The organism is Paraburkholderia sp. 31.1, assembly GCF_014397645.1.
Classification (GTDB): Bacteria; Pseudomonadota; Gammaproteobacteria; order Burkholderiales; family Burkholderiaceae; genus Paraburkholderia; species Paraburkholderia tuberum.
In genome coordinates, this window is the sequence record NZ_VZQN01000011.1 from 104,976 (window position 1) to 118,103 (window position 13,128).

A 13,128-nucleotide genomic window follows, 5' to 3' on the forward strand; every position below is an offset into this window, starting at 1 on the left:
GATTCGGCTGAGCAGGCGCCATTATATCGAGACGGCGAGCCTGCCCCGATCGGGGACGCAGGTCGCGCGCCTGAAAAGACGAAATCCGTATCGACGCGGCGACTTCCAATGACGAAGCCGCCGTCGTGCCTCCGGTGTCCGCCCGTTACTTGCGCCGCTGCGCCTGCGCCGCGAGCCGCACCGCCGCATTGGCCGCGCCGTAGCCGTCATAGCCGCCGCGCCGCTCGACGATCTCGAGGAAGAAGCGCTGGTCGAGTTGCTCCGTATAAGCGTGGAAAAACTCGCCGCCGCGTTCGTCGCGGTCGTACAGGATATTGTTCGCGCGCATCGCTTCGAGCAGCGTGTCGGACAGCGCGTAGCGGGCCGCGAGGTCGTCGTAGTAATTGCGCGGAATGCGCAGGATCGGCACGCCGTCGGCGACGAACTCGGGGAGAGCGCTGAAGATGTCGCCGGTGCTGAACGCGACGTGGTTCAGTCCGGAGCCGTGATACGTGTGCAGCGCCTCGGCCACCGCCGTATGGCGATCCACCGATGCATTCAGCGCGATCCGCACCGAGCCGTCGGGGCTGCGCAGCGCGCGGCTGCGCACGAGGCCGTACGGATCGGGAACGAGCACCCCCGGCTCGGCCAGGAAGCCGAACGCGGTGCGCAGAAACAGCACCCACGTATCGAGCGCACTCGCCGGCACCGACAGACACACGTGATCGATGCGCTCGAGCGGTCCCACCTCGGTCGGGCCGTTGACGTCGGTCAGCACGAAATCGGCCTCGAACAGCGTGGGCTGATCGGGCGTTTCGTCGACGAAATAGTTGAGACTGCCATCCGGCGCCTGCACGGCCGGCAGCACGCGCTCGTTCGGCCCGATCTGGCCGGAGAACGGCGCGTAGCCAAAGCCGGCCGCGCGCTCGAATGCGTGGCTCGCGTCATCGACACGAAACGCCGATGCGCACAGCGACAAACCATGCTGCTGAAAAAACGCGTTCGCGAACGAATCGGGCTCGGCGTTCAGCACGATCGAGGCCGCGCCGTGCTGATACAGCGTTACGTCCTTCGAGCGATGCTGGCCGGCCTGGCGAAAGCGCAGCTTGCCGAGCCAGTCGGCTAGCTGCGCGCGCGTGGTGTGATCGACCGCGAATTCGAGGAACTGATAGCCGACGTGCGCGGGCGCGGCGGGCGAGCGGTACAGGCCGCCTGTCGTTTTGCGCGGCTGTTGTTGCTCTTCGAGCAGCGCGCGAGTTTGCTCTTCGAGGAACAACAACGAGCGATGGCCATCGGCGGCCGTGATCGTGGTGGGGGCGGCGCGAAAGCCGTCGTTGAAGATTTCCAGCGAAAGCGGGCCCTTGTAGCCAGCTTTGACAACCTGCGCGGTGAAGTTCGCGAGATCGAAGTCGCCCTGGCCGGGGAAGCAGCGGTAGTGGCGGCTCCATTCGAGCACGTCCATCGCAAGCTTCGGCGCGTCCGCGATCTGCACGAACGCGATGCGCTCGCCAGGAATGTCGGCGATCGCGTCGGGCGTGTCGTTCAGCGACAGCGTATGAAAGCTGTCGAGCACGAGCCCGAGATTCGGATGATTCACGGCGTCGACAAGCTTCCACGCGTGGCGATAGGTCTTTACGTGCCTGCCCCAGGCGAGCGCTTCGTAACCGGCGACCACGCCAGCCGCTTCGGCCGCGCGGGCGAGCGCGCCCAACTGGTCGATCATCAGCGAGTCGTCGCAGATCGTGTCCGGCGACACGTTGCTGCACACGAGGATGCGGTCGGTGCCTAGCTCGTGCATCACGTCGAACTTGCGCTTCGCGCGGTCGAGATTACGCTCGAGCCGTTCGGGACTGACACCGTCGAAATCGCGAAACGGCTGGAACAGCATGATCTTCAGGCCGAGGTCGTCGGCGATGCGGCGCACGTCGGCGGGCGAGCCGTCGAAATACAGCAGGTCGTTCTCGAAGATTTCGACACCTTCGAAACCCGCCGCGCGGATCGCGCTCAGCTTCTCGACGAGGGTGCCGCTAATCGACACGGTGGCAATCGAACGTTGCATGAACGGCTCCTGCAAAAACGGACAAACGAGGGGGAAACTCAGAGAAAAACCGCGGCGGCGCGCCTGGTGGCGCGGCCTGCCGGGCTTGCTGCAATGCGCAAAAATGAGCTAGTTCGTTACGCACTGAAGCAAGACGCAGGCCAGAATACCCCACACTATCCGGGAGTTTCGATAGTCTATACAAACTAACTAGATGGTACAAATTCGTAGAAACCCCGAATGACGACGACGGCCGATGCGCGCACACTTCGCCATGCGTCGAAGAACCGCCGCGGGTGCCGCGGTTCGAGTCGCGCCTTATTTTGCGGGAGTCGTTGTCATGAGCTTTGCCTCCGTACTGGTCCTGAACGGACCGAACCTCAATCTGCTCGGCACGCGCGAGCCGGCCATCTATGGCGCGGAAACGCTCGACGACGTCGCGACGCTGTGCCGCGAGGCGGGCGAGCGCCTCGACCTCGCGATCGACTTCTGCCAGTCGAACGCCGAGCATCAGCTGATCGACTGGCTGCACGCGGCGCGCACCAAGATCGACGGCATCGTGATCAATCCGGCCGCTTACACCCATACGTCGGTCGCGATCGCCGACGCATTGAGCGCGATCGAAAAGCCCGTCATCGAGGTGCATATCTCGAACGTGCATCGGCGCGAAGCGTTCCGGCATCACTCGTACGTGTCGGCGGTGGCGGACGCGATCATCGTCGGCTGTGGCACGCAGGGCTATGTGCTCGCGCTGGAACGGATGGCGACGATTCTTAAGAATAGGGCGGCGAAATGAACACTCAAGCGAACACTCAAGCGAACACTCAAGCGAACACTCGGGGAAATTCCCGGACCGACGCGCAGATCGCCGCGTTGGCCAATGCGCAGGCGAGCTTGCGGGCCACTCCCCACTCCTTTCTGGTCGGCCTGATCGGCTCGGGCATCAGCGGTTCGCTCACGCCCGCGATGCACGAGGAAGAGGGCAGCAAGCTCGGACTGCACTATGTCTATCGACGCATCGATCTCGATGCGCAGAAGCTCGACACCGCCGCGCTGCCGGAGCTGCTGACGGCGGCCGAACGGATGGGTTACAACGGCCTGAACATCACGTATCCGTGCAAGCAGGCGGTGATTCCGCTGCTCGACGAACTGTCCGACGACGCCCGCGCGCTCGGCGCGGTCAACACCGTGCTGTTCAAGGACGGCAAGCGCATCGGTCACAACACTGACTGGTCCGGCTTCGCGCGTGCGTTCCAGCGCGGCCTGCCGGACGTGTCGCTGGAACGCGTCGTGCAGCTTGGCGCCGGCGGCGCCGGCGCGGCGGTCGCGCATGCGGCGCTGAACATGGGCGCGCAGTCGCTGACGCTGTTCGACGTCGATGCCGCCCGCGCGCAGTCGCTCGCCGACGAGTTGCAGGCGCGTTTCCCGAAAGCCAGGGTCAGCGCGGGCACGTCGCTCGAAGATTCGCTCGGCGCCGCGCAAGGCCTGATTCACGCTACCCCGACCGGTATGGCTAAAATGCCGGGCCTGCCGCTGCCGGCCGAATTGCTGCACCGCGACCTGTGGGTCGCCGACATCGTCTATTTCCCGATTCGCACCGCGCTGCTGCAGGCGGCCGAGGCGCTTGGCTGCCGCACGCTGAGTGGCGGCGGCATGGCGGTCTACCAGGCGGTCGACGCCATGCGTATTTTCACGGGCCTCGAGCCGGACGCCGAGCGCGTCTACACCCACTTTCAATCGTTGTTGCAACGCTAACCGGCCGCGTAGAGACCGGCACCCAAGCTGATCGAGGAGACAAGCACGCCATGACGCAATCGTTCCAATCCAGCTCCGCGGGCTCGCCCGCGCAGAACAACGCGGCGAGCCCCGCGCGCCGTTCGAAAGCCCGTTACAAGATCCTCGCGCTGCTCGCGGTCGGCACGATGATCAACTATCTCGACCGCACCGTGCTCGGCATCGCGGCACCGCAGCTGACGAAGGAGCTCGGCATCAACGCCGCGCTGATGGGCCTGCTGTTCTCGGTGTTTTCGTGGAGCTACGTGGCCTCGCAGATTCCGGGCGGCCTGTTTCTCGACCGCTTCGGCAGCAAGCTCACCTACTTCCTGTCGATGACGTTCTGGTCGCTCTGCACGCTCGCGCAAGGGCTCGTGGGGAGCATCGGCGGGCTGTTCGCCTTCCGTCTCGGCCTCGGCGTTTCGGAGGCGCCATGCTTTCCGACCAATAGCCGCGTGGTCGCCACGTGGTTTCCGCAAAGCGAGCGCGCGATGGCGACCGGCACCTACACGGTCGGCGAATATATCGGCCTCGCGTTTTTCAGCCCGTTCCTGTTCATGCTGATGGGCGCATTCGGCTGGCGCTCGCTGTTCCTCGTGGTCGGCGGCGTCGGTATCGCGTTCGGCGTGGTGTGGTGGCTGCTGTATCGCGAGCCGAGCGATCATCCGTCGGCGAATCAGGAAGAGCTCGACTATATCGAGGCGGGCGGCGGTCTCACGCAACGCAACAAGGATGTCGCGGGTGCGGCCGCGGGTGCAGCCGCGGGTGCAGGCGATACGGCGGCATCGAAGAAGAGCGGCTTCCAATGGGGCACGATTGGCCAACTGCTCAAGCATCGCCAGTTGACCGGCATCTGCCTCGGCCAGTTCGCGGGCAATTCGACGCTGGTGTTCTTCCTCACGTGGTTCCCGACGTATCTCGCCACCGAACGTCATATGGCGTGGCTGAAGATCGGCTTCTTCGCGATCATGCCGTTCATCGCGGCTTCGATCGGCGTGATGTTCGGCGGCGTGTTCTCCGACTGGCTGCTGCGCCGTGGCAAATCGCCGAACGTCGCGCGCAAGCTGCCGATCATCGCGGGTCTGCTGCTCGCGTCGACGATCATTCTCGCCAACTATGTCGAGAGCAACGTCGTGGTGATCGCGATTCTGTCGGTGGCGTTCTTCGCGCAGGGCATGGCCGCGCTCGGCTGGACGCTGGTGTCGGATATCGCGCCCGAGGGCTTGCTCGGCGTGACCGGCGGCATCTTCAACTTCGCCGCGAACCTGGCGGGTATCGTGACGCCGCTCGTGGTGGGCCTGATCGTCGCGGCGACCGGTTCGTTCGTGGGCGCGCTGGTGTTTATCGGTGTCATCGCGTTGATCGGCGCGCTGTCGTATATCTTCGTCGTCGGCGATATCAAGCGGATCGTGCTGGTGGATTGAGTCTTTCCGCCGAGCCGTCGCTTCATGTGACGGTCGTAGTTCCCTTCGAATCCCCGGTTGTCGTCGCGGTGCGGCGGCGACCACGGCGACTGCCGTCACCGGTTTGCCGGGGCAGTAAGCCGCTGAACGGGCTGCGTTTCTCGAAGCGATAAAAAACGGGATGTGGCTTTCACCACATCCCGTTTCCATTTCAGCCGGTCGCCGCGCAACCGGGTCAATCGTCCTTCTTCACGAACCGCAAGATCGCATCGACGATCATCGCCCGATGCCGCGCCCGCAGCCGCGGATGCGACGGATCGCGCCCAAACGCGGTGCCGAACGTATGCCGGTTGCCCACGCGATGGAAACACAGCGAGCTGATCATCAGATGCAGATCGATCGGATCGATGTCGCTGCGGAACTGGCCCGCCGCGATGCCGCGCGCGAGCAGATCCTCGATCGTGTGAATCACGGTGACGTTGCGTCCTTTGAACGTCTTGACCTGCTCGACGTACTTCGCGCCGTGAATGTTTTCGATCGTCACGAGGCGCACGAAATCGCGCTGGCGGTCGTGGTAGTCGAACGTGAATTCGACCAGCGCGCGCATGCCTTCGACCGGATCGAGTTCGCTGATGTGCAGGTCCTGTTCGAGCGCGCGAATGTCTCCATACACCTTTTCCAGCACCGCCTGGTACAACCCTTCCTTGCTGCCGAAGTAGTAGTACAGCATGCGCTTGGTGGTGTTCGTGCGTTCCGCGATCGCGTCGACGCGGGCACCCGTCAGCCCCATCGCGGAGAACTCCTGGGTCGCGACGTCGAGGATGTTGCGCTTAGTCTGCTCGGGATCGTATTTGCGTGGGGCGTCCACACGCGGGGCGTCGGTACGCCTGGCGCCGGTACGTCGCGCGTCGGCGTGCGGCGTGCCAGACACGATGCCGTTGGTATCAGGCTCGGCGGCCTTGCTTCCCTTTTTCATTGTGGTTTCGAGCGGCAGTGACGGCGCATTCTAGCATGGCGAAATGGGCCTCTGGCGTGGGTCCCGGGCATCGACGAAGGCATCTGGAAGGAGCTTGCGTGGCGCTTACGCGACCGGGCGCGTGGGCCGGCGGCGCGCGGCGAGTGCGTCGCGTGTTTGCATTGCGGTGTACGTGAGCTGCGCGGCCGCGAGGCCGAGCGCGCCGTACGTGCGCGTGAGGCCGAAGGTCGCGAACGCGTCGGGCACTGGCCGTTCACCGGAGATAGCCGCGGCCAGCAGTTCGCCCGACACCGTGGTCGGCGCCATGCCGTGTCCGCCGAAACCGACCGCGTACCAGACGCCGTCCGTGCTTTGGCCGATCTGCGGCATCTTGTGTCGCGCGTAGCTCATCAGGCCGCCCCATGCGTGCTCGATGCGCACGTCGCGCAGTTGCGGATAGACCTTCAGCAGGTCCTGTCGCAACAGACGCGCGATCGCCTCGGGCTCGCGGTCGCGCACGGAAATGCGGCCGCCCCACAGGATGCGCGTGTCGGGCAACGGGCGGTAGTAGTCGAACGCGAAGCGGGTGTCATAGATCGCGGCGCGTGTGGCGATTGCGTCGTGCAAGCGTTCGCCGAGCGGCTCCGTTGCCATCACGTAGGTGGCGATAGGCAGCACCGCGCGCTCGACGCGCGCGTACACGTTGCGTGCATAGCCGCCGCCCGCCATCACGACGTGACGCGCGTCGAGCGCACCTTGCGGCGTCTCGACGACGAAGCCCGCGCCGTCGCGCCGCAAGCTGACGACCGGCGAGCGCTCGTGTATCGTCACGCCCGCTTGCGCGGCCGCCGCGGCGACGCCGACAACGTACTTGAGCGGATGAAAATGGAACGCGTTGCGCTCGAACAGGCCGCCGTGATAGCGGCTCGTTTTCAGTTGCGCGGCGAGTTGGTTGGCAGCGATCGGTTCCCAGTCGACGCCGAACGAATCGCGCATCAGACGCCGTTGCGCTTCGAGACGCGCAGGTTCGTCGAACCAGTTCGCGAGGATCACGCCGGCATCGGTCGCGTCGCAATCGATCCGACAGCGCGCAATTCGCTTGCGCATCAGCTCGACCGCGTCGGTGGTCAGCGCATAGAGTTCGCGCGCGCGAGTCGGCCCGAGCGTCTTCAGCAGCTCGGCGCAATCGAGGCTGTAGCCGCCGAACACGAAGCCGCCGTTGCGTCCCGATGCGCCGAAGCCGACCTGCTGCGCCTCGAGCACGACGACGTCTTCGACGCCGCGTTCGGCGAGTCCCAGCGCGGTGGAGAGTCCCGCAAGTCCGCCGCCGACGATGCAGACGTGCGCGCTGCGTCGGCCGTTGAGCGGCGCGCAGGCGGAGGAGCGGGTGACGGTGGCTTCGTAGAAACTTTGCATGGGGCGCGAGCTTGTGGACACGCCCTAGGTTAGCGGCAATCGCGTGTGCCCGTCCAGCCCGCGTGAGCCCGCACGTCGACAGGCGCCCCGCCGCGCTTCGTTCTGCGTTATCGACCCCAGCGCAACACCAGCGGATCGAGCCGGCGTGCGATCTTCAACAGCCCTTCGCGCGTCGCCGGATGCATCTGCGGCAGCGGGTGACGCACCGCGTCCGAACCGATCACGCCGCCTTCCTTCATCAGCGCCTTGCACGATGCGAGGCCGCCCTGGCGATTCTCGTAGTTGATCAGCGGCAGCCACTGCTGATAGTGCGCGGCGGCGGCCTCGGTATCACCGGCCGCATAGGCGTCGACGATCAGGCGGATGCCATCGGCATAACCGCCGCCCGTCATCGAGCCGGTCGCGCCCGCATCGAGGTCGGCCATCAGCGTGATTGCTTCCTCGCCGTCCCACGGACCGACGATCGCGTCGCCGCCCAGTTCGATCAGCTCGCGCAGCTTGTTCGCGGCCTGCGGCGTTTCGATCTTGAAGTACGACACGTTGTCGATCTCGCGTGCCATACGAGCGAGGAACGGCGCGGACAACGGCGTGCCGCTGACCGGCGCGTCCTGGATCATGATCGGAATCTGGATGGCATCGGACACCGTACGATAGAACTCGTAGATGCCGCGCTCGCCGATGCGGATCGTCGCGCCGTGATACGGCGGCATGACCATCACCATCGCGGCGCCCGCGGCCTGCGCTGCGCGGCTGCGCTCCGCGCACTGGTACGAGCTGAAGTGCGTGGTCGTGACGATCACCGGCACGCGGCCCGCGACGTGTTCGAGCGCGAGATGCATCAGTGTGTCGCGCTCGTCGTCGGACAGCGCGAACTGCTCGGAGAAGTTCGCGAGAATGCACAGGCCGTTCGAGCCGGCGTCGATCATGAAATCGAGGCAGCGCTTCTGGCCTTCGAGGTCGAGACGCCCGGCGTCGTCGAAGATCGTCGGCACGACGGGGAAGACGCCGCGCAGGGCGGGAGAGTGTGACGCTTGGCTCATGGCGATGTGGTCCGTACGGGGATGGAAGGATTGCGCTCGAGCCCGCGAACGGGCGGCGCAACTGGATGAATGTCTCCTTCGGCGACTATACGGCGCTGGGCCTCGCGGGTATATTGAATTGTTTCCATATCGTGATCGCTTTTGCGACTCACCCCACCGATGAAAGACACGCTCAACGTCCTGTTGTCGAAGCTGCGCATGAAGCAGCTGCATCTGCTGATCGCGCTCGACGATCACAAATCGCTGCACAAAGCGGCCGGCGTGATGTCGATGACGCAATCGGCGGCGAGCAAGGCGCTGCAGGAGCTCGAATCGATGCTCGACGCGCCGCTTTTCGAGCGCTCGAAAAGCGGCATGATCCCGAACCAGCTCGGTCATTGCGTGATCCGATATGCGCGCGTCGTGACGTCGGACCTGACCGCGCTCTGCCAGGACGTCGCCGAAATTCGTTCGGGGCGCGGCGGGCGGCTCGCGCTCGGCGCGATCATGGGCGCGATTCCCGACTGCGTGGTGCCCGCGCTGAATCAATTGCATGCGGCGCAACCGGGTCTGGCGATCGAAGTGGTCGAGGACACCAGCGCACGAATGCTCTCGCAGCTCGACGACGGACGGCTCGATCTGGTGGTCGGCCGAGCGGCGGTCGCGGCCGATCCGTCGAAGTATCAGTATCGTCCGCTCGGCGACGAGCCGTTGGCGGTGGTGGTCGGTTATCAGCATGCGCCGTTGCCGCGCCGCGAGATGATGTTGCGCGATCTCGCCGGGCATCGCTGGGTCATGTATCCGTCACACATGCCGCTGCATGCGCTGCTCGAACGCGAGATGGATCTCGCCGGCCTCGAGATGCCCGACAATCCGATTTCGACGGCTTCCACATTCGTGACAGTTGCACTGCTGCAAAGCAGCGCCGAACTCGTTTCGCTGCTGCCGAGTGCAATTGCTGGGCCGTTCGTGCGGCACAAGATGCTGCGCGTCGTGCCGGTCAGGCTCAAATCGCCATCGCAGACGTTCGGCATCGTCACGCGCAAGGGCGGCGTGCTGTCGCCGCCGGCGGAACGGTTTATCGCGCTGTTGCGTGCACAGACGAAAGCGCGAATTTAGGCGCGCCGTAAACAAGTTGCCCAGCCGTCCGCCCGGTTGCCGGTAAGAATGCCAGCCAAAAAGCGACTTTCTTTCGGCAAGGCCCGCCAGAAACGGCAAAACCGCCCGAAAAGGCGGTTTGTTATTGGTGTGAAAAGAGCTTCAATATCTCATGCCGGTTCGCGTTTTGTCATCCGACGCCAGCAGGTGTTGTAGCCGCGACACTGTCGCATCAATCCGAACCGATGAGGGTTTCTCGTTCCGAGCTACACTGCTTTGAATGAACTGAGCCAGGCTCGACCCCCTGGCCATCGCTCGGGGAGAGCAGCCATGAATCGGCCACCGCTTCGGTTTCCGCTTCGCGTGACCAGCACCGTGACCGTGCGGAGCTGGCGTTGGCTCAAATGGGGGCTTGGCGCGTTTTTGCTGCTCGCGGTGGCGCTGATTGCGCGGCTCGTGCAGATCGAGATCGAGACCTCGCGACTGCAGGCGCGGTACCTTTCCGAGCTGACCCGCGACGTCGCTTTTTCGGTCACCGACGGTCCTAGTCATTCCATCCGCTTTCCGCAAGCCGACAAGGGCCCGTACGACGCGCGCCTCGGCTACGCGCTGTTGCCGGCTATCCAGCAGCGTCTGTTGCAACATGGCTTCGAAATCAGCTCGCAGGCGCGCGATTCAGAACGCATGCTTTCGCTAGCCGATGATGGCCTGTTCCTGCCTTACGACGAAAAAGACACGGCCGGCCTGCAATTGTTCGACGGCACCGGCGTGCCGCTATACAGCGCTCAGTTTCCCGGTCGCGTGTACGACAGCTTCGGCGCGATTCCGCCGCTCGTGGTGAACTCGTTGCTGTTCATCGAAGACCGCTATCTGCTCGATCCGGATCAGCCGAACCGCAATCCGGCGATCGACTGGGGGCGCTTCAGCCGCGCGCTCGTCGACCAGGGCGCGCGCGTGTTCGATCGTCATCAGCAGACGCCCGGCGGCAGCACGCTCGCGACGCAGATCGAGAAATTCCGTCACTCGGCGGGGGGCCGCACCGCGACGCCCCCGGAAAAGCTGCGGCAAATCGCGTCGGCGTCGGTGCGCGCTTATCTGAACGGACCGCAAACGCTGCCCGCGCGCGAACAGATCGTGGTCCATTATCTGAACTCGGTGCCGCTTGCCGCGCAGCCCGGCGTCGGCGAAATCAACGGTATCGGCGATGGGCTCGCCGCCTGGTATGGGCGTGATTTCCGCGAGACCAACCGGCTGCTGAAGGCGCCGTCGACCGATGCAAATCTGCCCGACCAGGGTCTGGCGTTTCGCGAAGTGCTGTCGCTGATGATCGCGCAGCGCGCGCCGTCGTTTTTTCTGCAGCGCGGCTATCCCGAGCTCGAACGGCTGACCGACAGCTACATGCGGCTGCTCGCGAGTGGCGGCGTGATCACCGAGCAGTTGCGCGACGCGGCGCTGGCGGCGCACGTCGAACTGCATCGCGCGCCGCGCAGCACACCGGATCTCGGTTCGTTCGTGTCGCGCAAGGCCGTCACGTCGATGCGCTCGCATCTGCTCGCCGCGCTCGGCGTGCGTAGTTTCTATGAACTGGACCGCCTCGACGTGCAGGCGACAGGCACGCTGAACAATGACGTGCAACAAGCCGTTGCCGAGCGCCTCGCCGCCGCCGCGACGAAAGACGGCGCGAAGGCCGCGGGTCTCGTCGGCTACGAAATGTTGCGCGGGTCCGACGATCCGTCGCATATCGCCTACAGCTTCACGCTGTTCGAGCGGCACGGCGACGCGAACCTCGTGCGCGTGCAGACCGATAGCGTGAACCAGCCGTTCGACATCAATTCCGGCGCGCGCCTGAACCTCGGCTCGACCGCGAAACTGCGCACCGTCATCACGTATCTGCAGATCGTCACCGATTTGCACACACGGTACGCATCGCTGAGCAATGCCCAGCTGAAGGCGATCACGCCCGATCCGAACGATCGGCTGACGCGCTGGGCGATCGACTATCTGCTGCACACGCGCGACCATTCGCTGCAGCCTATGCTCGACGCCGCGGTCGAGCGTAAATACTCGGCGAGCCCGGGCGAAACGTTCTTTACGGGCGGCGGCGCGCAGACCTTCACGAACTTCGAGTCCGACGACAACAGCCGCATCCTGACCGTGCATCGCGCGTTCCAGCATTCGGTGAACCTCGTGTTCGTGCGGCTGATGCGCGATATCGTGCACTATGAAATGGTGCAGACCACCGGGCCGTCGTCGCAATGGCTCGGCGATCCGGCGACCCGCAAGATGTACCTGACGCGTTTCGCCGATCAGGAAAGCCGCGTGTACATGAAGCGTTTCTACACGAAGTACCACGGCAAGACGCCTGATCAGCAGATCACGCTATTGCTGCTCGGGGTGCGCAAGTCGCCCCCGAAAGTGGCGACCGCGTTGCGCAGCGTCGCGCCGGATCAATCGAACGCGTGGTTCAACAAGTTGATGTACGCGGCGTTGAAGAACACGCCGGCGGCTTCGATGCTCGACGACGAAGATCTCGCGAATCTGTACGACAAGTACGGCATCAACCGCTTCAATCTGAACGACCGCGGCTATATTTCGAGTGTGCATCCGCTCGAACTATGGACGCTGAACTACCTGCGCTCGCATCCGGATGCGACGCTTGCGCAGATCGAAGCCGCGAGCCAGGACGTCCGCCTGTCGACTTACTCGTGGCTCTTCAAGACGCGCTATCACGTGACCCAGGATCACCGCATCAAGCGCATGGTCGAGCTGCGCGCCTACGACGCGATCGGCAAATCTTGGCAGGCGCTCGGCTATCCGTTCGCGTCGCTGACGCCGTCGTATGCGGCGGCGATCGGCGCGTCGGGCGATCGTCCGGCGGCGCTCGCGCAACTGATCGGCGTGATCACGAACGGCGGCAACAAGGTGCCGACCGAAACGCTGACGCAAATCGACTTCGCGAAGGACACGCCGTACGAAACGCATTTCAGGCGCGCGGTGGTCGCGCCGCAGCAGCAGGTGTCGCCGGAGATTGCCGGGGAGGTGCGGATGCTGTTGCGCGACGTCGTGACGGGTGGCACCGCGAGGCGTCTCGCGCAAGGCATGACGTTCCCGAACGGCGAAACGCTCGAAGTCTATGGCAAGACCGGCACCGGCGATCAGCGCTTGAACGTGTACGCGAAGGGCGCGCGGTTGATCGAGTCGCGCAAGGTGAATCGCAGCGCGACCTTCGTGTTCGCGCTCGGCGACCGCTTCTACGGCACGTTGACCGCGTGGGTGCACGAGCCGTATGCCGCGCGTTACGACTTCACGAGTGCGCTGGCGGTGCAGTTGCTCAAGTCGATGGCGCCGGCGTTGCAGCCGTTGCTCGACAAGCCGGTTCAGAAAACCGTGACGGCGGCGCCGGCGGGATCGACGCCCGCGGCGACGAAAGTTGCCGCGCAGTGAATC

9 protein-coding genes are annotated in these 13,128 nt (G+C 64.7%); 5 read left to right on the forward strand and 4 right to left on the reverse strand.

From position 1 onward, the window contains the following. Positions 1 to 145: 145 nt before the first annotated feature. Complete coding sequence (locus tag F6X37_RS10670) at positions 146 to 2,038, reverse strand: bifunctional sugar phosphate isomerase/epimerase/4-hydroxyphenylpyruvate dioxygenase family protein (protein ID WP_187611239.1); 1,893 nt, start codon at positions 2,036 to 2,038, stop codon at positions 146 to 148. A 319-nt stretch (positions 2,039 to 2,357) separates the two neighbouring features. On the opposite strand from F6X37_RS10670, the gene aroQ reads away from it, so the two are divergent. The 3 genes from aroQ to F6X37_RS10685 are packed head-to-tail and all read left to right on the forward strand — an operon-like array spanning position 2,358 to position 5,214. Next, positions 2,358 to 2,813 carry a type II 3-dehydroquinate dehydratase gene (gene aroQ, locus F6X37_RS10675; RefSeq protein WP_187611240.1) on the forward strand — a complete coding sequence of 152 codons (456 nt, stop codon included), beginning with the start codon at positions 2,358 to 2,360 and terminating at the stop codon, positions 2,811 to 2,813. Further along, on the forward strand, positions 2,810 to 3,772 hold the full coding sequence (locus tag F6X37_RS10680) for a shikimate dehydrogenase (RefSeq protein WP_187611241.1): 963 nt from the start codon (positions 2,810 to 2,812) through the stop codon (positions 3,770 to 3,772). Before aroQ ends, F6X37_RS10680 begins: the two co-directional genes overlap by 4 nt. 50 nt (positions 3,773 to 3,822) lie before the next feature. Then, positions 3,823 to 5,214, forward strand: coding sequence for an MFS transporter (locus tag F6X37_RS10685; RefSeq protein WP_187611242.1), 1,392 nt, complete (start codon positions 3,823 to 3,825; stop codon positions 5,212 to 5,214). A 214-nt stretch (positions 5,215 to 5,428) separates the two neighbouring features. Here F6X37_RS10685 and F6X37_RS10690 read toward each other — a convergent pair whose 3' ends face one another. From F6X37_RS10690 to F6X37_RS10700, 3 genes are all read right to left on the reverse strand, one after another. After that, positions 5,429 to 6,169, reverse strand: coding sequence for a TetR/AcrR family transcriptional regulator (locus F6X37_RS10690; RefSeq protein WP_090806910.1), 741 nt, complete (start codon positions 6,167 to 6,169; stop codon positions 5,429 to 5,431). 105 nt (positions 6,170 to 6,274) lie between these two features. Continuing rightward, positions 6,275 to 7,564: an NAD(P)/FAD-dependent oxidoreductase gene (locus F6X37_RS10695; protein ID WP_187611243.1), complete on the reverse strand. Its 1,290-nt coding sequence runs from the start codon at positions 7,562 to 7,564 to the stop codon at positions 6,275 to 6,277. 107 nt (positions 7,565 to 7,671) lie between these two features. Beyond that, complete coding sequence (locus tag F6X37_RS10700) at positions 7,672 to 8,604, reverse strand: dihydrodipicolinate synthase family protein (protein ID WP_187611244.1); 933 nt, start codon at positions 8,602 to 8,604, stop codon at positions 7,672 to 7,674. A 159-nt stretch (positions 8,605 to 8,763) separates the two neighbouring features. Here F6X37_RS10700 and F6X37_RS10705 point away from each other — a divergent pair, with 159 nt between their 5' ends. Together F6X37_RS10705 and F6X37_RS10710 are read left to right on the forward strand one after the other, a co-directional pair. Continuing rightward, complete coding sequence (locus F6X37_RS10705; protein WP_187611245.1) at positions 8,764 to 9,702, forward strand: LysR family transcriptional regulator; 939 nt, start codon at positions 8,764 to 8,766, stop codon at positions 9,700 to 9,702. A gap of 309 nt (positions 9,703 to 10,011) precedes the next feature. Beyond that, positions 10,012 to 13,125, forward strand: a complete 3,114-nt coding sequence (locus tag F6X37_RS10710) for a transglycosylase domain-containing protein (protein WP_187611246.1) — start codon at positions 10,012 to 10,014, stop codon at positions 13,123 to 13,125. The last annotated feature ends 3 nt before the right edge of the window (positions 13,126 to 13,128 follow it).

Coding starts and splice junctions, on each gene's coding strand:
- F6X37_RS10670 (WP_187611239.1), bottom strand. CDS start 2,038: ATGCAACGTTCGATTGCCACCGTGTCGATTAGCGGCACCCTCGTCGAG.
- aroQ (WP_187611240.1), top strand. CDS start 2,358: ATGAGCTTTGCCTCCGTACTGGTCCTGAACGGACCGAACCTCAATCTG.
- F6X37_RS10680 (WP_187611241.1), top strand. CDS start 2,810: ATGAACACTCAAGCGAACACTCAAGCGAACACTCAAGCGAACACTCGG.
- F6X37_RS10685 (WP_187611242.1), top strand. CDS start 3,823: ATGACGCAATCGTTCCAATCCAGCTCCGCGGGCTCGCCCGCGCAGAAC.
- F6X37_RS10690 (WP_090806910.1), bottom strand. CDS start 6,169: ATGAAAAAGGGAAGCAAGGCCGCCGAGCCTGATACCAACGGCATCGTG.
- F6X37_RS10695 (WP_187611243.1), bottom strand. CDS start 7,564: ATGCAAAGTTTCTACGAAGCCACCGTCACCCGCTCCTCCGCCTGCGCG.
- F6X37_RS10700 (WP_187611244.1), bottom strand. CDS start 8,604: ATGAGCCAAGCGTCACACTCTCCCGCCCTGCGCGGCGTCTTCCCCGTC.
- F6X37_RS10705 (WP_187611245.1), top strand. CDS start 8,764: ATGAAAGACACGCTCAACGTCCTGTTGTCGAAGCTGCGCATGAAGCAG.
- F6X37_RS10710 (WP_187611246.1), top strand. CDS start 10,012: ATGAATCGGCCACCGCTTCGGTTTCCGCTTCGCGTGACCAGCACCGTG.